General features: G+C 71.0%; 15 protein-coding genes, 1 tRNA gene and 1 riboswitch. Of the genes, 6 read left to right on the forward strand and 10 right to left on the reverse strand.

The genetic code is table 11. From position 1 onward, the window contains the following. Positions 1-9 precede the first annotated feature (9 nt). The gene (gene hrpA, locus ACIBZJ_RS18525; RefSeq protein WP_395930969.1) at positions 10-4,257 is read right to left on the reverse strand and encodes an ATP-dependent RNA helicase HrpA; all 4,248 of its coding nucleotides are present in this window, start codon (positions 4,255-4,257) and stop codon (positions 10-12) included. Between the two features lie 240 nt (positions 4,258-4,497). Here hrpA and ACIBZJ_RS18530 point away from each other — a divergent pair, with 240 nt between their 5' ends. Together ACIBZJ_RS18530 and ACIBZJ_RS18535 are read left to right on the forward strand one after the other, a co-directional pair. Then, complete coding sequence (locus ACIBZJ_RS18530; protein WP_395930971.1) at positions 4,498-5,853, forward strand: serine hydrolase; 1,356 nt, start codon at positions 4,498-4,500, stop codon at positions 5,851-5,853. 126 nt (positions 5,854-5,979) lie between these two features. After that, positions 5,980-6,912 carry an NADP-dependent oxidoreductase gene (locus tag ACIBZJ_RS18535; RefSeq protein WP_395930973.1) on the forward strand — a complete coding sequence of 311 codons (933 nt, stop codon included), beginning with the start codon at positions 5,980-5,982 and terminating at the stop codon, positions 6,910-6,912. Here the strand turns inward: ACIBZJ_RS18535 and ACIBZJ_RS18540 are convergent. From ACIBZJ_RS18540 to ACIBZJ_RS18550, 3 genes are all read right to left on the reverse strand, one after another. After that, on the reverse strand, positions 6,909-7,103 hold the full coding sequence (locus ACIBZJ_RS18540) for a hypothetical protein (protein WP_395930975.1): 195 nt from the start codon (positions 7,101-7,103) through the stop codon (positions 6,909-6,911). The genes ACIBZJ_RS18535 and ACIBZJ_RS18540 overlap by 4 nt on opposite strands. Positions 7,104-7,175: 72 nt before the next feature. Continuing rightward, the gene (gene mug, locus ACIBZJ_RS18545) at positions 7,176-7,844 is read right to left on the reverse strand and encodes a G/U mismatch-specific DNA glycosylase (protein WP_395930977.1); all 669 of its coding nucleotides are present in this window, start codon (positions 7,842-7,844) and stop codon (positions 7,176-7,178) included. Beyond that, a complete protein-coding gene (locus ACIBZJ_RS18550; protein WP_395930979.1) occupies positions 7,841-8,797 on the reverse strand; it encodes an NAD(P)-dependent oxidoreductase in 957 nt (318 codons plus the stop codon). The genes mug and ACIBZJ_RS18550 overlap by 4 nt, the downstream gene beginning before the upstream one ends. 603 nt (positions 8,798-9,400) lie before the next feature. Here ACIBZJ_RS18550 and ACIBZJ_RS18555 point away from each other — a divergent pair. Next, positions 9,401-9,832 carry a tyrosine-type recombinase/integrase gene (locus ACIBZJ_RS18555; protein WP_395930981.1) on the forward strand — a complete coding sequence of 144 codons (432 nt, stop codon included), beginning with the start codon at positions 9,401-9,403 and terminating at the stop codon, positions 9,830-9,832. A 75-nt stretch (positions 9,833-9,907) separates the two neighbouring features. Here ACIBZJ_RS18555 and ACIBZJ_RS18560 read toward each other — a convergent pair. Continuing rightward, positions 9,908-9,998: transfer RNA gene (locus ACIBZJ_RS18560), tRNA-Ser, on the reverse strand. A gap of 1,093 nt (positions 9,999-11,091) precedes the next feature. Between ACIBZJ_RS18560 and ACIBZJ_RS18565 the strand changes: the two genes are divergently transcribed. After that, positions 11,092-11,841 carry an EcsC family protein gene (locus ACIBZJ_RS18565; RefSeq protein ID WP_395930983.1) on the forward strand — a complete coding sequence of 250 codons (750 nt, stop codon included), beginning with the start codon at positions 11,092-11,094 and terminating at the stop codon, positions 11,839-11,841. 4 nt (positions 11,842-11,845) lie between these two features. Here ACIBZJ_RS18565 and ACIBZJ_RS18570 read toward each other — a convergent pair whose 3' ends face one another. Continuing rightward, a complete protein-coding gene (locus ACIBZJ_RS18570) occupies positions 11,846-13,525 on the reverse strand; it encodes a Na+/H+ antiporter (RefSeq protein WP_395930985.1) in 1,680 nt (559 codons plus the stop codon). An 81-nt stretch (positions 13,526-13,606) separates the two neighbouring features. Between ACIBZJ_RS18570 and ACIBZJ_RS18575 the strand changes: the two genes are divergently transcribed. Both ACIBZJ_RS18575 and ACIBZJ_RS18580 read left to right on the forward strand, forming a co-directional pair. Then, positions 13,607-13,864 carry a UBP-type zinc finger domain-containing protein gene (locus ACIBZJ_RS18575; protein ID WP_395931267.1) on the forward strand — a complete coding sequence of 86 codons (258 nt, stop codon included), beginning with the start codon at positions 13,607-13,609 and terminating at the stop codon, positions 13,862-13,864. A 212-nt stretch (positions 13,865-14,076) separates the two neighbouring features. Further along, positions 14,077-15,759, forward strand: a complete 1,683-nt coding sequence (locus tag ACIBZJ_RS18580; protein WP_395930987.1) for an enoyl-CoA hydratase-related protein — start codon at positions 14,077-14,079, stop codon at positions 15,757-15,759. Positions 15,760-15,774: 15 nt separating this feature from the next. On the opposite strand, the gene ACIBZJ_RS18585 is transcribed toward ACIBZJ_RS18580, so the two are convergent. The 4 genes from ACIBZJ_RS18585 to ACIBZJ_RS18600 are packed head-to-tail and all read right to left on the reverse strand — an operon-like array spanning position 15,775 to position 19,793. Then, the gene (locus ACIBZJ_RS18585; protein ID WP_395930989.1) at positions 15,775-16,128 is read right to left on the reverse strand and encodes a hypothetical protein; all 354 of its coding nucleotides are present in this window, start codon (positions 16,126-16,128) and stop codon (positions 15,775-15,777) included. A gap of 55 nt (positions 16,129-16,183) precedes the next feature. After that, positions 16,184-17,179, reverse strand: coding sequence for an ABC transporter ATP-binding protein (locus tag ACIBZJ_RS18590; RefSeq protein ID WP_395930991.1), 996 nt, complete (start codon positions 17,177-17,179; stop codon positions 16,184-16,186). Further along, a complete protein-coding gene (locus ACIBZJ_RS18595) occupies positions 17,176-18,771 on the reverse strand; it encodes an ABC transporter permease (protein ID WP_395930993.1) in 1,596 nt (531 codons plus the stop codon). Before ACIBZJ_RS18595 ends, ACIBZJ_RS18590 begins: the two co-directional genes overlap by 4 nt. Beyond that, the gene (locus ACIBZJ_RS18600) at positions 18,747-19,793 is read right to left on the reverse strand and encodes a thiamine ABC transporter substrate binding subunit (protein WP_395930995.1); all 1,047 of its coding nucleotides are present in this window, start codon (positions 19,791-19,793) and stop codon (positions 18,747-18,749) included. Before ACIBZJ_RS18600 ends, ACIBZJ_RS18595 begins: the two co-directional genes overlap by 25 nt. Before the next feature lie 71 nt (positions 19,794-19,864). Then, positions 19,865-19,951, reverse strand: a riboswitch (TPP riboswitch).

Raw genomic sequence — 19,951 nt, forward strand, 5'->3', positions numbered from 1 at the left:
GCAACCCCGTTACGCGACGACCCCGCCGCCCGCCGCGTCCATCGCCTTGTAGATCCGCTGCTCGGAGATCGCGTACGCGGTGCCCAGCGACTGCGCGAACAGGCTGACCCGCAGTTCCTCGATCATCCAGCGGATCTCGCGCACCGCGTCGTCCGTCCGCCGTTCCGGCGGCAGCCGCCGGAGCCAGTCCTGATACACCTCGTTCACGGCCGCGATCCGGTCCTGCCAGCCCCGGTCACGCGCCGGATCCCGGCGCAGGTTCTCCACCCGCCGGGCGATCGCCTGCACGTACCGCAGCACGTTGACCATCCGCCGGCGCCCGGTCGCGGCCACGAAACCCGGATAGACCAGGGCTCCGAGCTGGGCCTGGATGTCGGTACGCGCCGCGGCCGGCGTCGACGGCAGCAACGCCTCCACCGCGTGCGACGCCGCCAGCACCTTCTCGACGGTCTTCAGCACGTCCAGCGTCGTCTCGACCAGCGAACCCCGGACCGCGTCCCGCAGTGCGTCGAAGCCGTCCGCGTCCCGGACCGGCCCGCCGGCCGCCGCGATCAACTCGTCCGCCGCGGCCGCCACGCAGTCCGCGAGCAGCGCGGGCACGCTCCCGTGGGGATTCCGTCCGAGCGCCAGCTTCGCGCTGTTCGACAGCGACGACACCACGGCCTTGTTCGGCGACGGCACGGTCAGCAGTACCAGCCGCCTGGTTCCCGTCCGCATCGCCCGCTGCTGGTCGGCCGGCGTCCCGAGCAGCCGGATCGCGACGCTGTCACCGTCGTCGACGAGCGCCGGGTACGCCTTGACCAGGTATCCGCCCCGCCGCCGTTCGACCACCTCCGGCAGCGCTCCGAACGTCCAGGCCTTCAGGCCGGTCTGCTCCAGGCTCCCCAGGTCCGTCTCGGACTCCAGGCCCCCGTCGGTTCCGTTCGAAGATATCGACGCCTGCCCGCGGGCACCGTCGGCGCCCATCGAGCCCGGCCCGGCACCGCGAGGCGCAGCAGCCCCGGAACCGTCGCGCGCCACTCCCGACCCGGGCGCGACGGCCCCACGAACTCCAGCGACGTCCGATCCGGACCCGTTCGTTCCGGCGGCGTCGGGACCGTCGCCACGGCGGCCGCGGCCTCCACGCCCGCGTCGACCGCGACGCGGTTCCTCGGGAGCCGTCAACGCGGCCGCGATCGCGTCGCGGACCTGCGGTTTCAGGTCCCGTTGCAGTACGACGAGATCCTTGCCCTCGCCGACCCGGCGGCCGCGCTCGTCCTCGACCCGGAACGTGATCGACAGATGGTCCGGGATCCGGTCGTCCTGCCAGGCGTCGACCGGCAGCGAGATCCCGGTCAACCGTCGCAACTCGGCCGCCAGCGCCACCGGCAACGGCCCGTCCTCCGGCGACATCCCGGCCAGCGCCGCCCGAGCGACGTCCGGCGCCGGCACGAAGTTGCGGCGGATCTCCTTCGGCAACGACCGGATCATCGCGGTCACCAGATCGTGCCGCAGCCCGGGCACCTGCCACCCGAACGGATCGGGCTCGATCTGGTTGAGCACCGCCAGCGGAAGGTGGACGGTCACCCCGTCGGCCGAGGTCCCCGGTTCGAACTGGTAGGTCAGCTTCAGCCGCACCCCGTCGGCGTCCCAGTAGTCCGGATACGCCGTCGCGATGTCGAGCTCACCAGCCGCCCGGCTGACCAGCATCGACGCCGAAAAATCGAGGAGATCCGGCGTTTCCCGTGAAACGTTCTTCCACCAGCTGTCGAAATGCCGGGCCGACACGACGTCCGCGCCGATCCGTTCGTCGTAGAAGTCGAACAGCGTCTGGTCGTCGACGACGAGGTCACGGCGGCGAGCCCGGTTCTCCAGCTCCGCCGCCGATTTCAGCAGCTCCCGGTTACGACCGAAGAACTTGTGGTGGGTGCGCCACTCCCCGTCGACCAGCGCATGCTCGATGAACAGGTCCCGCGAGAGCTCCGGATCGATCTTCCCGTACGTGACCGTCCGCCCGGCGATGAGCGGGATCCCGTAGAGCGTCACTTTCTCGGTCGCCAGCACCGCGCCCCGCTCGGCGTCCCAGTGCGGCTCGCTGTACGTCCGCACGGCCAGGTGCCCGGCCAGCGGCTCGACCCACTCGGGCTCGATCCGTGCGGTGATCCGCCCCCACAGACGGGACGTCTCGACCAACTCGGCCGCGACCACCCACCGCGGCGGACGCTTCGCCAGCGTCGAGCCGGGGAAGATCGCGAACTTCGCGCCGCGGGCACCGAAGTATTCGGTCAGCGGACGCCGCCCACGCGTCGGGGGCTCCTTCGCGTTGGCTCGCTCGTCCCGCATGCCGATGTGCGAGAGCAGCCCGGCGAGCAGCGAACTCGCTATCTTCTGCCCGTCGGCACCCGGGTCGGCGGCGCGATCGACGGCGACGTCCAGCCCGCGGACGATCTGGCGGAGCTGCCCGTGCAGGTCCTGCCACTCGCGTACCCGCAGGTAGTGCAGGAACTCGGCTTTGCAGAGCCGCCGGAATCCACTCCCGGACAGTTCGCGCTGCTGCTCCCGGAGGTAGTTCCAGAGCATCAGATAGGACGCGAAGTCCGAGTGCTGGTCGGCGAACCGTTTGTGTTTTTCGTCCGCGGCCTGCTGGTGTTCGGCCGGACGCTCGCGCGGGTCCTGGATCGACAGCGCGGCCGCGATGACCAGCACCTCCGGCACGACGCCGTTCTTGTCGGCCTCGAGCACCATCCGGGCCAGCCGCGGATCGATCGGGATCTGGGCCAGCTTTTTCCCGATGCTTGTCAGCTGTACTGCGGTATTGCCGCGCCGGGCGTAATCATTCTGGAGAGCACCCAACTCCGACAGGAGTGAGACGCCGTCGGTGATGGACCGCTTGTCGGGCGGGTCCACGAACGGGAACGCGGCGATCTCGCCGAGCCCGAGCGCGGCCATCTGCAGGATGACCGAGGCGAGGTTCGTCCGCAGGATCTCCGGGTCGGTGAACTCCGGACGGGACTCGAAGTCGGCTTCCGTGTAGAGGCGGACGCAGATGCCGTCGGAGAGCCGGCCGCAACGACCTTTGCGCTGGTTGGCCGAGGCCTGGGAGACCGGCTCGATCGGCAGGCGCTGCACCTTGGTGCGGAGGCTGTAGCGGGAGATCCGGGCCGTGCCCGGGTCGATCACGTACTTGATGCCGGGGACGGTCAGCGACGTCTCGGCGACGTTCGTGGCCAGCACGATCCGACGGCCGCTGTGCGGCTGGAAGACCCGGTGCTGCTCGGCCGCAGCCAGCCGGGCGTAGAGCGGCGCGATCTCGGTGTTGCGGAGGTTCTCCTTGGTCAGCGCGTCCGCGGTGTCGCGGATCTCGCGCTCGCCGGAAAGGAAGACCAGGATGTCGCCAGGGCCCTCGGCCGAGAGCTCGCCGACCGCGTCGATGATCGCGCTCGTGACGTCGCGGTCCTTGTCGGCGTTCGGGTCGTCCGGATCGATGACCGGCCGGTACCGGACCTCGACCGGATACGTCCGGCCCGACACCTCGACGATCGGCGCGTCCCCGAAGTGCGACGCGAACCGCTCCGGGTCGATCGTGGCCGACGTGATGATCAGCTTCAGATCCGGACGCCGCGGCAGCAACTGCTTGAGGTAGCCGAGCAGGAAGTCGATGTTGAGGCTTCGCTCGTGCGCCTCGTCGATGATGATCGTGTCGTATCGGCGCAGGTCGCGGTCGCGCTGGATCTCCGCGAGCAGGATGCCGTCGGTCATCAGCTTGACCAGCGTCCCGTCGCTGACGTGGTCGGTGAAGCGGACCGTGTAACCGACCGCGTCGCCGAGGTCGGTGTCGAGCTCCTCGGCGATGCGCTCGGCGACCGTGCGCGCGGCCAGCCGGCGGGGCTGGGTGTGGCCGATCAGGCCCTTGATCCCCCGGCCCAGTTCGAGACAGATCTTCGGCAGCTGGGTGGTCTTCCCCGAGCCGGTCTCGCCGGCGACGATGACGACCTGGTGGTCGCGGATCGCGGCCAGGATGTCGTCTTTGCGCTGGCTGATCGGCAGCTCGGGCGGGTAGAGCAGCCGTGGGACGCTTTTCTGCCGGTCCGCGACCTTTTTTTCGGCTTTCTCGACGTCGAGGGCCAGCGTGCGCAACGCCTCGGGGCGGTCGGCCGCTCGATCGAGTTGCCGACGGAGCCGGTGCTCGTCGCGGAGCATCAGCGCGGGCAGCCGGGTTCGCAGGTCGGCAGGTGCGATCGGGGTCGCGAGGGCCACCGGGGCCGATTCGTTCGTCATTGCGCCTTCCAGCGTAAGCGCGCCGGTGCGGTATCGCCGACTGCGTTTCTCTTAAGAGGCTCGACGGGGCTTCACAGCGTGCTCTTGGGCGGGATGTGAAGACTGGAATGCGGTGACCCTGATGTGACGTTGCTGTTGTCGCGTTCCCGACGTGAGGGCGGATCTCAGGGTGACCCCCGATGCCGGAGCGTGCGAGGCGAGCGATCGTGGAGTGACGCGACGGAGAGGAGGGCAGTTTCAGTGCAGACCGTGCAGCCGCTGCTGCCCCCGAGGCCGGCGATGTTGCCCTCGACGCCGGTGGGCCGCCAGCTCGAGTGGCTCTGCCGGGCCTCCTCCAGTGACGCGGTGGCCGAGGCCGAGCTCCGCGCGCACACCACGCTCACCTCTCTGACGCTGCCGCGCGATCTGCGCGTCGAGTCGTTCCGGGCCCGCCCGCGGCGGGCCGAGCGCGCGGGCGCGGCCGTGCTGCGCGACGGCTCGGGCCGGCGCCACCACCTCAAACTCATCACCGACGCCGCAGGGCGGATCGAGTCGCTCTGGCTGACGACGATCCCGAATTCGTGGGGTGAGCTGGGCGAACGCATTCGCTCGCTGGCGCCCGACTCGTCGTTCCTGGCGGCCGAGATCCTCGCGGACGGCACCGTCTCCCCGGTGTACGGAGTGGAGTCGACCGCACGCCGGCCGATCGGGTCGGCGGTCGCGCTCTACGTGCTCGGCGCGCTCGCGCACGGCGTCGACGCCGGGCGGTTGCGCTGGGACGAGCAACTCGCGGTCCGCGACGACTGGAAGACCGACCTGAGTTCGTCGATCGGGCGGCGGCCCGACGGCACGATGCTCTCGCTGCGCCGGTACGCCGACGACGCGATCTTCACCGGCGACGCGTCCGCGATCGACCACCTCATCGGACGTCTCGGACGCGGTGCCGTGGAGGCACAGCAGGTCCGGTTCGGTCACACACAGGTCGGTGCGAACCTGCCGTTCCTGACCGTCCGCGAGGCCACCCAGCTCAAGGTGCACCCGCGGATCGGCGCCGAGTACCTCGCCACCGACGACCCGCGCGAGCGGCTCGGTTACCTGCGTGACGTGGTGTCCCGGCTGCCCCGGCCGACGTTCCGAGACCGGATCGACGAGCCCCGGCTCGCCGACTCGGTGGAGTGGTTCGCGTCGCCGTCCGACGTCTGCAACGCGCTCGCGGGGTTGGCCATGCAGGCCGGCCTGGCAGGCGGCGGCTCCGACGGGCCGGCGGGTTTTCACGGGCCGGCGGGGCAGGCGGGTTTTGGCGAGCCGGCGGGTTTTGGCGAGCCGGCGGGGCAGGCGGGCCGGAACGGGCCGGCGGCGCAGCCGGAGGTGGGTGCGGTGCTGGGCCAGCGGGGCACGGCCGCGCTCGGTCTGGACGTCGGCCGTTGGCCGGTCGGCTGGAGCAAGGACGGCGCCGAGCCGGGCGTGGTCACCGAGAACTTCCTGGCCCGGACCTCGTCCGGCCGCACGGTCGCGGTGTCGCTGATGGCGAGCGACCCGAAGCAGCCGCTCGACATCGAGGCGACCCGAGCGGAACTGCTCGCGTGCGCGGTGGCGGCGTTCAGCCTGAGCGTGTAACCGTCAGCCCGCCGCTCAGCCCGGCCGCGAGGCCGGGACGCGGTGAGCGTCGTTATCACCGCTAACGCGGCATGAACCTCGCCACGGACGGTGTTGCCCCCACAACCACGGCAAGAGGAGACGGCAATGCCCAAGGCAGTGCGGTTCGACGCGTACGGCGGCCCCGAGGTTCTCTACCTGGCTGAGGTCGAGCGTCCGGAGCCCGGCCCTGGCCAGGTACTCGTCCGGGTCGAAGCGGCCGGCATCAACCCCGGTGAAGGCAAGATCCGGGCCGGATTGCTGCACGACCGCTACCCCGCGACCTTCCCGTCCGGCCAGGGCAGCGACCTCGCCGGCGTGGTCGAAGCGACCGGCCCGAACAGCGGCTTCAGCCCCGGCGACGAGGTGCTCGGGTTCACCGACAAGCGCGCGAGCCACGCCGAATACGTCGTCACCGAAGAGTCCGAGCTCACCCGGAAGCCCGCCGGCGTTCCCTGGGAGGTCGCGGGCGCGCTCTACGTCGCCGGAGCGACCGCTTTCGCGACCGTCCGCGCGGTCGACCCGAAGAACACCGACACGCTCGTCGTCGCCGGTGCGGCCGGTGGCGTCGGATCGATCGCCGTCCAGCTCGCGAAGCTCACCGGCGCCACCGTCATCGGCCTGGCCGGCGAGGCCAACCACGACTGGCTGAAAGGCCTCGGCGTCATCCCGGTGACCTACGGCGACGGCGTCGCCGACCGCATCCGCCAGGTCGCCCCACAACCGACCGCGTTCATCGACACCGTCGGCGGCGAGTACGTCGAACTCGCGCTCGAGCTGGGCGTCGAGCCGCAGCGGATCGACACGATCGCGAACTTCGCCGCGAAGGAGAAGTACGGCGTCAAGGACGACGGCAACGCGGCCGCCGGGACGATCGAGGTCGTCGCCGGACTCGCTGAGCTGGTCAGCGAGGGCAAACTTCAGGTTCCGATCGCGCGGGCCTATCCGCTGGCCGCGGTTCAGGACGCCTTCCGCGAGGTGGAGCAGAACCACACCCGCGGCAAGATCGTGCTGACTCCTCAGGCCACCGGGCCTTCCTAGGCCATCAGCCGATCGATCAGCCGTGCGGGCTCGTACACCCGCCGTCCCTGCTTGTCACGCGCTCCGGTGCGCCGGTACGGCGTCTCACCGGAGGCGGTCTGAATCGGTAGCAGCTCGGGGGCCTCGTCCACCGGCAGGTCTACGACCCGCTCGCGGACGGGGCCTCCCTTGAGCAGCACGGAAATCGGCATCGGGAAACCCTCCACGGACCAAGGGAACCAGTTGAACGTACAGGCCGATGAACGGGCGTAACGGAAGCGGGGTCATGAATTGTGCGCGACGTCTCGGAGCTGGCCGAATGCCGCAGCCAGCGCAGGCAGGTCGTAGTGGGCGTTCAGGCCGCTCGGATTGGGCAGGACCCATACCTGGGTGGGCTCGAACAACGGATCCGTGATCTGCCGACCGATCGCCGCGTCCTTGCGCCGGAACGCCGCCCGGTACGCGGTCACTCCGACCACCGCCAGCCACGCGGGACGCCAGGTTTCCACCGTCTGCACCAGGCGTGAGCCCCCGGCCAGTAACTCCTCCGCCGACAGCTCGTCGGCCCGGGCCGTCGCCCGGTTGACCAGGTTCGTGACCCCGAACCCGAACGACAGCATCGCGTCCGACTCGGAGGGGTCGAGCTGCCGCGGCGTGAATCCGGCCCGGTGCAGCGCCGGCCAGAACCGGTTACCCGGCCGTGCGAAGTGGTGGCCGCTCCACCCCGACCACAGGCTCGGGTTGATCCCACAGAACAACACCCGCAGGCCGGGCCCGACCACGTCCGGGATCGCCTGCCCGTAGGCCGCCTGCAGGTCGAGCTTCGTCGGCCGACGCGGCCGGTTCGTCGTCGGCCCACCCCCAGAACCACGGTCCGGACGCGTGCCCGCAGCGGTTTTCGGGGTCGGCCGCCGATCGGCGCGGTCACTACGCCCCCGCGGTCGCGCGGTCACTCGGCGCGGTCGGCGGGCTCGCCGGGTTCGGCCCGGTCCACGGGGTCCGCAGAATCCGCGGGGTCCGCAGGATCCGCGGGGTCGGCCGGGTCCGCGGGGTCGGCGCGGTAGCCGAGGTAGGCCGCAGCCATGTCGAGGTCGCCCCGCCCAGCGGCCAGTCCGGCGGCGAAGCCGTCGGCGATGGCCGGTCCGATGCGCAGCTCGAGTCCGGCCTCGGAGGCCGCGGCCACGATCAGGCCGGTGTCCTTGGCCGCGCCCTCCAGCGTGAACGAGGGCTCGTAGTTGCCGGACACCATCGCGCCGCCCTTGACGTGGATGTACGGGGCATCCAGCGCACCACCCTCGATCGCGCGGAAGAACAGCGACGGGTCGAGCCCGAGGCTCCCCGCCAGCGCCAGCGACTCGGCAACCCCGGTCACCACCGTGCCGACCCAGAGATTCGCGACCAGCTTCAAGCGGGAACCGTTCCCGGCCGGCCCCACCCACAGCGTCTTCGCCCCGATCGCGTCGAACACCGGCTCGCACCGCGCCTGCACGTCGTCCGGACCGGACGCGAGCACCGTCAGCGTCCCGTCCTCGGCCGGCTTACGGGTGCCGAGCACCGGAGCGTCCACATAAACCAGGCCCAGCGAGTCGGCCACCTCCGCCAGCCGAGCGGCCCCGGAGACGCCCACCGTCGCGGTCTGGATCCACAGCGTCCCGCGCTTCGGCGCCGCCGCCTCGATCGCCGAGGCCACCGAGTCCGCGTCGAACAACATCGTGACGACGACGTCGGCACCCGCGGCCGCGTCCGCCGCCGAGTCACTCACCACCGCACCGGCGTCCGCCAGCGGCGAAGCCTTCGAACGCGTGCGATTCCACACGCGCAGGGCCAATCCAGCGGCGGCGATGTTCCTGGCCATGCCCGCACCCATGATCCCGGTGCCGAGCAACGCGACTGTGGTGTCTCCCATGCCGCCAACGCTAGCCCGGCCCGCCGCCGCCGACAGCTCAGCCCGGTGCGCCGCAGCCCCACGCCGGTCCGTCGGCGCCGCCACGGAAAGCCGACGTGCCCGTCGGCTGCAAGACCCGCGCCCTCGCGCGCGGCCGTCGTCCAATCGGTCACATCTGAGGCGACGACCAAACTTCGCCGCCACCCCGCGGCGTACTCGAACACCGGCTCACGCCGGAAGGAGACCGGACCGGAGGCACAGGCCGCCCGCTGGTCCGTCGTGCTCGCTCCGGGGATTCGGCAGGGTGAGGCACTCGGACTCCGCCGGTCGTACGTCGATCTCGAAGCCGGCGCCATCCGTGCCTGGTTTCCGATCCAGAACACCGAACAGCAGCACGGGTGACGCATGCGGCAGCAAACACCACCGCGCGACCTGTCCGCGGAACCGCCGCCAGCACCGGCAAGAGTTGAACTGCCCGGAAGGCTGCCGACGCAAGGCGCACCTATGCCCCCGGCGGACGTGCAATCCGAAATCGTGTGAAGGCCACGCTCACCGATGCCCGCAACGGCGCGGAGGTGGGCCACGGTTCCGGCGGAGGAAAGGCAAGTCCAAGCTCACGATTCAATGCCCACCACCGCTCTTGAGGGTTCTCAAAGCGCCTCACGCCGCCAAGCCAAAGAGCGACTCGCCGCCGGCCAGAGTTGGGAAGACCACGATCTCGTCTTCTGCCAGCGGAACGGGCGCCCGATTCACCGGACCGAGGACTGGAAGGAGTGGAAGCATCTCCTACGGCTCGCCAAGGTGCGCGACGTCCGCGTTCACGACGGACGCCACACCGCAGCGACCCTGCTCATCGAACAAGGCGTACGCATCCGCACCGTTCAGAAATCCTCGGTCACTCCCGAACCACGGTCACCGAGCGATACACGCACGTCGCCTCACCGATGGCTCGGGACGCAGCAAAACTCATGGGCGAAGCACTATGGGAGTAACTCTGAGTCACGGCCGCACGGTGCCCGCAACAAGCGCCACGCACCGTGCGCGGGCCGCAATTGAGACTAGAACTGAGACTAGGTGCCGCTAGACGAAAAACCGCCCGTATACGCCAGAGCGCATACGGGCTGGTCAACGCGGAGGCTGGGAGATTTGAACTCCCGATGGGGGGTAAACCCCAAACCGCATTAGCAGTGCGGCGCCATAGACCGGACTAGGCGAAGCCTCCTTGGGGCCTTCGCAGGCCACCGACGTCAGAGAATACAGGGACCGGTCGGTGCGGAGCAAAGCAGCCGGGCGGCGCTGGTTCTCAGGCGGAGCTCAGCTGGCGTTCGACCTGGTTACGTACGCTCGGAGGCGCTATGGACGACACCCCGCGCCGCCCTGAGCCCGCCGCCCCCGAGCCCACCCGCGTTTTGCCTGCGGGCGAGACTCCGCCGCCGGCTCCTACCAAGGTGCTGCCCGTCGAGGGGGCTGGTGGTCGTATGCCGCCGGCTCCTACCCGGGTATTGCCGACTACTGCTGGTGGGGCACCTGCTCCGACTGAGGCACTGCCTGCTTCGGGGCCTTCTGCGCCTACGGAGGTGTTGCCTGCGGGCGACATGTCCGTGTCGCACCAGCCGGATCGGACGCCGCCTGCGCCGCCGAGTGGGCCGGATTTCGGGGTCGGGGCTCCGACGGTGGTTTCGGGCTCGAGCGGGTCCGTCTGGCCCGCTGCGCCGGAGCCGTCGGATCCGGAGGCGACCCGGACGCTCGCGGCCGCTGACTTGCCTCCGCTGGCACCCAGCGCGCCCGGGTCTCCGCCTGGTGACGGTCTGAGTGCGCCCTCGCCGCAGAAATCGAGCGCGCCACACGATCAGGCGCCGTCCGCGCCGTCCGCGCCGTCCGCGCCGTCCGCGCCGTCCGCGCCGTCCGCGCCGTCCGCGCCGTCCGCGCCGTCCGCGCCTGCAGCGCCGCCCACGCCGCCCGCGCCGCCCAGGCCTGCAGCGCCGCCTGCACCGTCGATGCCCTCAGCACCATCGATGCCCTCAGCGCCATCGGCACCATCAGCGCCGCCTCCGCCCAGCGAATCCCCCTCCGCGGCTGCGCCGAGCGCGCCGGCTCCGAGCGCACCCGCTCCCACCGCACCCTCAGACGCGGCTACGCCGCACGCACCCGCTCCGGCCGCGCCAGCCGCACCCCCACCAGCCGCACCCCCGCCGGCAACACCCCCACCGGCCGCGCCCGCGCCGGCCGCACCCCCGTCAGCTCCGTCAGCTCCGGCTCAGTGGGGCGCCCTGGCCGACGACGGGTTCGACGCCGATACCGCGGCCCTCCACGCCGTGCCCGCCGCCGGCCTCGACCCCCACTCCGCCGAGGTCTCGGCCGGCACCAACGAGCGACCTGACGCCCTGCCTCCTGGCCTGCTGGCGCGGATGAAGGCAGACCCCGGCCACGCCCCCGAGTTCCTCACGCTCGCGGCCGTCGAGCGGTTCGGGCCCGAGGCCGCCCTCTGGATGGCCCGGACCCGGGCCGCGCACCCGTACGTCGCCGACCGCGTGTGGGTTCCGGTCATCCGCACCCGCTTCGTCCGGCTCTCCCGGTACTCGGGGGCGGCGGCGGGCGTCACCGGAGCGATCGGCGCGGTCCTGGACGTGGGTGTCCTGGCCTGGAACCAGGCCCGGATGGTGCTGCACATCGCCGCGGCGCTCGGCTTCGATCCGACGCACCCCGACCGCGCGGCGGAGCTCCTCGTGATCCGCGGCCTGCAGACGAAACTGGACACCGCCCGCACGGCGATCGAGGTCGCCCGCCGGGAGCAGGCGCCGTCGGCGCTGGGCAAGCACCTTCCCGAGAAGGTCCGGAACTTCGGCCGCGGCGCCGGTCTCGCCTACGGCGAGCTGGCCTGGCAGCTGGCCCGGCTCGCCGGGCTGGCCGCCGCGAAGAAGATGGCGATGAAGTTCGTCCCGTTCGCGGGGGTCCCGCTGGGTGCGATGGCCAACTCCGGCGCGACGAAGAAACTCGCTACCGACGCGGTCGCCTACTACACCAGGGCCCGTCCGCCGATGGCTCTCCCTCCTGCTCCCGAGTAACCGTTCACGATTTCGAATCCGCCCCCGAAGAAGACTCCGCTCCCGCAGACCCCGCAGACCCCGAAGACACCGGTCGCACCGTCGGCTCCGGATCGTCGCCGTGACGACCGAGCATCGTCTCCTCGAGATCCAGCTCCCGCACCATGTCCCGCATCACCTCGTCGTCCAGCTCCCCGCTGGCCCGCAGCTGCGCGAACGTGTCCCGCTGCGCCTGCAGCATCTCCTGCCGCAACCGCCGGAACGCCGCCCCCGGCGTCTCCTTCCCGCCGTGTGACAACCCTCCGCCGAGCCGCTCCCACGCACTGTTCGCCCGGTAGTCCGAGTAGTGCCGCAGTAACCCCACGACCTCCGACGGCGGCGGGTGCGGCGCCGAGGAGACCAGGTCCTCCAACCGCGAGGCCGCGGCCCGCGCCGCCTGGTGCTGCGCGTTCGCCTCGGCCAGCCGGTCGCTCATGTCGTCCTGGCCTCCGACGCCCAGCCGACGAATGAGACCGGGCAGCGTCAGCCCCTGCAGCACCAGCGTCCCGAACACGACGACGAACGTCAGCCACAGGATCAGGCCGCGTTCCGGGAAGTCTGCGACCAGCGCGAACGCGGCCGCGAGCGACACCACGCCCCGCATCCCGGCCCAGGACGACACGAACGGCGTCGGCCAGTACCGCGACGGCGTCCGCTCCCGCACGGCCGGCGACACCGCCCGGATCAGGTACGACGTGGCGAACACCCAGACGAACCGCCCGAGGATCGTCACCACCAGCACCGCGACCGACCACCAGGCCACCTGGCCGGCGTCGCGGCCTTCCAGCTCCGCGATCACCGCGGGCAACTGCAGACCGATCAGCGCGAACACGATCGACTCCAGCACGAAGTCGATCACGTCCCAGTTCGACTCCGCCTGCAGCCGGGCCTGGGGCGACGTCTCGGTCGCCGTGTTGCCGAGGTACAGCCCGGTGATGACGACCGCCAGCACGCCCGACGCGTCCACGCTCTCGGCCGCGATGTACACCACGAACGGCACCACCAGGTTCAGCGCGTTCTCGAGCACCGGCGTGTGGATGTGCCGTCGCAACCACCCCAGCAGATATCCGAGCACCCCGCCGATGACCACACCGCCGCCGGCGGCCAGCAGGAAGATCCCGCCGCCTTCCAGCAGCGTGATCCCTCCGGCCGCCGCGGCCACGGCGGCCCGGTACGCGGTCAGCGCGGTCGCGTCGTTGACGAGGCTCTCGCCCTGCAGTACCTGCAGGTACCGCCGCTGCATGCCGAGTTCGCGCCCCACGGCCGTCGCCGCCACCGCGTCCGGCGGCGCGACGATGGCTCCAAGCGCGAATGCGGCCGCGAGCGGCATCCCGGGTATCAACGCCCAGGCGACGACCGCCACCAGCACGGTGCTGAACAGCGTGTAGCCGACGGACATCAACAGGATCGGCCGCTTGTTCAGCCGGAAGCCCCGCGCCGACGACCGCCACGCCGCCGAGTACAGCAACGGCGGCAGGAACAAGACCAGCACGAGCTCGGGATTCAGCGTGTAGTTCGGCACGCCGGGGATGTACGAAACCCCCAGCCCCACCAGTACGAGCAGAATCGGCGGGGGGATCCGAACACGGCGCGCTAGACCCGCGACGGTCGCCGCGCCGATGATCAGACCGAACGCGGCCACCAGGTCCATCGTCTCGAAATGCACGTCAACATCGTGCCAGCGCCGGGACGCCCGGGCATCGATTCAGATCACCGGCGACAATGGGTCTGCGAACGAGGAGGCAAGTTGGCAACCTGCGAACACATCGATAACGCCAAAGACACCCAGCCCCGCTCAACGGGCTGCGAAGAATGCCTAAAGATTGGCGGATACTGGGTCCATCTGCGGACTTGTCTGGAATGCGGCAAGGTCGGCTGCTGTGACTCGTCCCCCAACAAGCACGCGTCGGCCCACTTCCACGAAGACAAGCACCCGGTCGTGCGCTCGGCCGAGCCGGGCGAGAGCTGGAAGTGGTGCTTCGTCGACGAGGTCCTAGCTCCGTAGGCACGACGAGGCCCTAGCTCCGAGGCACGACGAGGTTCTCGCCCCGTAGGTACCAGGCGTCGCCGCAGCTCAGCGGCGGCGCCCCCCACGGGACCGGACAACACGGCACACTAACCCGCATGCGTAGTCTTCTGCTTACTTTCCGTAGAAGAAGCAACACCCGCCCCAGGCATCGTCCGGACCCTCCGAAGTCCTTACGGATCCTGTTACTGGTGTCGTCCTTCAACGGACTCTCGCAACGGTTCTGGTGCGAACTGCGCGAGCGGGGTCATTCCGTCGCGGTCGAGTTCGCCCGCGACGAGGAGTCGATCACTGATGCGGCCCGACGCGCCGACCCCCAGCTGATCCTCTGCCCGTTCCTGAAGGAACGCGTCCCCGCCGAGGTCTGGCAGAAGTGGCCGACCGTGATCATCCACCCGGGCCCGGCCGGCGACCGCGGACCGTCGAGCCTGGACTGGGCGATCGCCGACGGTGCCACCGAGTGGGGCGTGACCGCCCTGCAGGCGGTCGAGGAGATGGACGCCGGCCCGGTCTGGACCACCCGCACGTTCCCGCTCCCCCAGGACCCGCCGACCAAGTCGAGCCTGTACAACGGCCCGGTCACCGACGCCGCGATGAGCTGCCTCGAGGAAGTGCTCACCCAGGTCGCGGACCCGGCGTTCCGCCCCACCCCGCCGGAAAATCTCGCGAAGACCTGCGTCCGTCCGACGATGCGCCAGACCGACCGCGCCTTCCGCTGGAACGAACCCGCCGAAGACATCGTCCGGAAGATCCGCGCCGCCGATGGTGCGCCGGGTGTCCGGACCGAGGTGGCCGGCGTCCGCGTCTCGGCGTTCGACGCGCACGCCGGTCCGCGTCAGTCGGACCCGCCGGGCACGGTCGTCGCCTGCCGCGACGGCGCGGTCCTGGTCGCGGCCGGTTCCGGCAGCGTGTGGCTGGGCCACCTGAAGCTATTGGCGGACGCTACGCCGCTGAGCGGATCGAGCCTCAAGCTGCCCGCCGCCCAGGTACTCGCCGACCATCTCCCGCCCGGCCTCACCTCGACGACGCCCGCGACCCCGGCCGCGCGCGGGGTGCGTTACCTGCGCCGCGCCGACGTCGGGTACGTGATCCTGGACTGCTACAACGGGGCGCTCTCGACCGAGGGCTGCAATCAGGCCCTGCACGCGCTGCGCCACGCCGCCCGGCAGGACACGAAAGCGATCGTCGTCCGGGGCGGCGACGGACCGTTCTGCAACGGCATCCACCTGAACGCGATCGAGGCGGCGAAGAGCCCGGCCGCCGAGGCGTGGGCGAACATCACCGCGATCAACGACGTCTGCCGTGAGCTGATCACCACCCGGGGCCAGGTCACGATCGCGGCGTTCAGCGGCAGCGCCGGCGCCGGCGGCGTGATGCTGCCGCTCGGCGCCGACCTGGTCGTCGCACGCGACGGTGTCGTGCTCAACCCGTACTACGAGATGGGGCTCACCGGCTCCGAGCTGCACACGTACACGCTGCCGCGCCGGGTCGGGCCGGAGGCGGCGAGACGGCTGCTCGGCGACGCGCTGCCGGTGGGCGTGACCGAGGCGAAGCGGCTCGGGATGATCGACGAGATCGGACCGCGGGACCCGGCCCGGTTCAGCGGGTGGCTGCACGAGGTGGCGCTGCGCTACCGGGATCGCGAGCTGCGCGAGCGGACGCTGCGCCGCAAGGCCGAGACGCTCGATCGCGACCTGTCGGTCAAGCCCCTGGACGCCTACGAGGCCTGCGAGCTCGGCGAGATGGCCCAGGACATGTTCGACGATCGGCAGGGCTTCGCCGCCGCGCGGCGGGCGTTCGTCCGCAAGGAGGCGCCGGACCGCACACCGGCCAAACTGGCGCTCCACCGAGCGCCGGGTTTCGTACGAGGTTAGGGACCTGCTCCTACGTCACGCCGGTCGCTGGACGGCGGCCAGCGTGGCCTCCCAATCGATGGCGACCGCCTGCGGGTCGCTCGGCAGCACCCGGACGCAGATCTGGGCGCCCGGGTAGGTCAGCGGCACCGCGGCCGGCGGCACCGGGTTACCGATCCGTACCTCGTACGCCTCCGTGCCGGGTACGGCCACGGTCAGCACGAACTCGTACAGGCTGACGCCGTAGGGGCTACGCATGCCCAGCGGCCCGCTCGCCCCGATCGTCGCTTCGGCCGGCGTCCCGGTCTCCAGCAGCTCCGCCGTGCTCGGCCCGCTCGCGTGATCAGAGGGCAGATCGTCGTCGGAGTGCTGTTCAGCGAAAGGTCCCATGGATCGGAACCTACAAACGTTTCCGGACCATGTCGCCGGAAGTGACGTCCACCCGTCAGTCCCAAGTTCCGCCCGGCAACACAACGGCCTCCGCCGGGTCGAGACCCACCGAGACCGTCTGCCCGGCCGACGGTGCCGAGGCGGGCGGCCAGTGCGCCTCCAGCGGCGGCGCCCCCGCGACCGTGAGCAGCACTTCTACTCTTTCTCCGGCAAATGTGGCCACATCGACCGTCGCCTCGATGTCCCCGCCCGGCCGGACGCCCGCCGGCCGGATCAGCACCGCACGCTCCCCGTCCGGAGCGTCCACCGCGACCGGTCCCCACGGGGTCGCGGCGTAGCCGTCAGTGATCACCGCCCGGGGGGCGACGTTCGTGAACCCGAGGAACCGGGCGACGAATTCCGACGCCGGTCGCTCCCACACCTCGCGCGGCGTCCCGACCTGCGCGATGCGCCCGTCCGCCATCACCACGACCCGGTCCGCGAGCGCGAACGCCTCCCGCTGGTCGTGGGTCACCGCGAGCACGGTCGTCCCGAGCCGGACGAACAACCGGCGCAGCTCGACGACCAGCCGCTCGCGCAGCGCCCGGTCGAGCTGGCCGAGCGGCTCGTCGAGCATCAGCAGGCGAGGGGACGGCGCCAGCGCGCGGGCCAGCGCGACCCGCTGCTGCTCACCGCCGGAGAGCGTGTCCACCCGCCGCGACCCCGCGTCGGGGAGGCCGACGAGCTCCAGCAGAGAGCCGACGTCGGCGGAACCATTGCCGAAGCGGATGTTCCCGGCCACGTCCCGGTGCGGGAACAGCGCGCCGTCCTGGAACATCAGCCCGAGCCCGCGTCGGTGCGGCGGCACCCCGGTGACGTCCACGCCGTCGAGGACGACCCGGCCCGAGGACGGCGCCTGCAGACCGGCCACCACGCGGAGCAGAGTGCTCTTCCCGCTGCCGCTGGGGCCGAGGACGGCGACCACCTCCGAATCGGCGACCGCCAGGTCGACGTCCGCCAAAGCGTCGGCCGTACCGAAACGGACCGACACGCCCGCGACCGACAGGCTCACAGCTCTCCTCCCGCGTTCGCCGGCCTCAGCCGGTCAAGAACGACCAGCGTGACCGAGCACAGCACCATCAGGATCGTGGCCAGGGCCATGGCCTGGCCGCTGTTGACCTCGCCGGGGCGGCCCAACAGGGTCGCGATCGCGACCGGGATCGTCGGGCTGTCCGCGCGGGCGATGAAGACGGTCGCTCCGAACTCGCCGAGCGAGATCGCGAACGCGAAGCCGGTCGCGGCGGCCAGCGCGCGCCAGACCAGCGGCAGGTCGACGCGCCACCAGACCCGCAGCGGCGAGGCCCCGAGAACGGCGGCCGCCTCCCGCAGACGGTCGTCGATCGCCCGCAACACCGGCAACACGGCCCGGACGACGAACGGCACCGCCACCAGCGCCTGCGCACAGGGCACGAGCAGCGCCGAGTCGCGCAGGTCGAGCGGTGGTTCGTCCAGGGCGATCAGGAAGCCGAAGCCGACCGTCACGGCCGACGTCCCCAACGGAAGCATGAGCAGCAAGCCGAACGCGCCGCCGAGCCGGCCCGGGCGGGTCAGTACGACGGCGGCGCAGACGCCGATCACGACGGCGAGCGCGGTCGCGACGAGCGCGTACTGCAGCGACGTCCAGACGGTCTGCCAGGCGGGGACCGGCAGGGCGCTGGAGGCGTCCGACCGGGCCAACGCCCTCCAGTAGGTGAGCGCGTAGCCGTGGGACGTGGCGAACGAGCGCTCGACCAGCACGGCGAGCGGTGCCAGCAGCAGCCCGACGAGCACGACCAGGTTCAGAACGACGAAGGCCCACTCGAACCGCCCCCGCGGACGCCGGGGCCGCGGTTCGGCCAGGCGGGCGGCCCGGGCCCGGCCGGTGAGCAGGCCGTCGAGCGCGAGCAGCACGGCGACGACGGCGAACTGCACGAGCGAGAGCACGGCGGCGCCGGAGAGGTCGAGCTGGTAGACCGTGCGGCGGTAGATCTCGACCTCGAGCGTCGCGTACCCGGGGCCGCCGAGGATCTGCACGATGCCGAACGAGGTGAACGTGAACAGGAACACGACGGTCGAGGCGGCCGCGATCGCGGGCCGGAGAGCCGGCCACGTCACCCGGGCGAAGGCACCCCATCGAGAGGCCCCGAGCACCCGGGCCGCTTCCTCCTGACGCCGGTCGAGTTGCCCCCAGACGCTGCCGACGATCCGCACGACGACCGCGTAGTTGAAGAACACGTGCGCGGCGAGAATCGCCCAGACCGTGCGATCCAGTTCGATCCCCAGCAGGCCGTCCGGTCCGATCAGCGCCAGGAACGCTGCCCCGACCACCACGGTCGGCAGCACGAACGGCACCGTGACCAGCGCTTTGATCAGCGCACGGCCGGGCAGGTCGAACCGGGCCAGCACGGCCGCACCCGGCAGTGCCACCAGCACGGTGAGCACGGTGGACGCGACGGCCTGCCAGATCGTGAACCAGAGCACGTGCCGGACTCCCGGATCGCCGAGCAGGCCCAGCCCGCGGCCTTCTCCGAGCCCGAGCCCGACCAGCGAGGCGACCGGGTACGCGAAGAAGACCGCGAGGAAGGCCAGCGGGACGACCGCTAGCGCAAGACGGCGTTTGTCCACGCGTCGATCCAGGCATCCCGGTTCTTCGTGATGTCAGCGGCCGGCAGCGTCAGCGGCTTCTCCGGCGTGGCCGCGTACTTCGTGAACTCGGCCGGTAGCGGAGTTCCGGTCACCGACGGGTACACGAACATCTGCAGCGGCATGTCCTTCTGGAACTCGGCCGAGAGCAGGAAATCCAGCAGCTTCTTGCCCCCGGACGGGTTCTTCGCGCCGTCCAGCAGACCGGCGTACTCGATCTGCCGGAAGCAGGTGTTGGTCGCGACGCCGGACGGAGCGTGGGCCGGCTTCTTCTCCGCGTACACGACCTCGGCCGGCGGGCTGGAGGCGTACGACACGACCAGCGGCCGGTTGCCCTTGCCCTGCGACCCGACCGTGAATCGCTGCTGGTAGGCCTCTTCCCAGCCGTCGACGACCAGTGCGCCGTTGGCCTTCAGCCTGGTCCAGTAGTCCTTCCAGCCGGTGTCGCCGTAGGTGGCGACGCTCCCGAGCAGGAACGCCAGGCCCGGCGACGAGGTGGCCGGGTTCTCGACGACGAGCTGGTCCTTGTACACGGGCTTCAGCAGGTCGGCGTAGCTCGCCGGGGGCTGGAGGCCCTTCTTGGCGTAGTACGCCTTGTCGTAGTTGACGCAGACGTCGCCGTAGTCGACCGGGGCGACCTTGCCGTCGGTGTCGGCCTTCAGGGCCGCGGGCACGTTCTGGAGATTCCGCGGCTCGTACGCGGTGAAGATCCCGGCGTCCACCGCCCTCGACAGGAACGTGTTGTCGACCCCGAACAGCACGTCACCCTGCGGGTTGCCTTTGCTGAGCACGGCCTTGTTGACCAGCGCACCGGCGTCGCCGCTGCGCAGGATCTTGACCGTGAGGCCGCTCTTCTTCTGGAAGTCGGCGAGGACCTCCTTGCTGACCACGAACGACTCGTGGGTCACCAGCGTGACCGTGGTCGGGTCGGCCTTGGTGTCGTTCGAGCAGGCGGCGACCGCCAGCACCAGGACTGCCGTCGCCAGTAAACGTGGGGCACGCATCCGGTTTCCTCCGGACTCGGGCACCGGGATGAGCCGTGGGGGCATTGAAGCCGCCGGCGGGACGCCGGTTCTCCCTCCGCTGGCATTACCCAGAGCAGGTTCGACGGGTCGGCGACGCGTCGGTCGCCCTCTCAGCCCGGCTTCGCCCGAGCTCCCCG

It is taken from the genome of Cryptosporangium sp. NPDC051539 (assembly GCF_044454545.1).
GTDB lineage: Bacteria > Actinomycetota > Actinomycetes > Mycobacteriales > Cryptosporangiaceae > Cryptosporangium.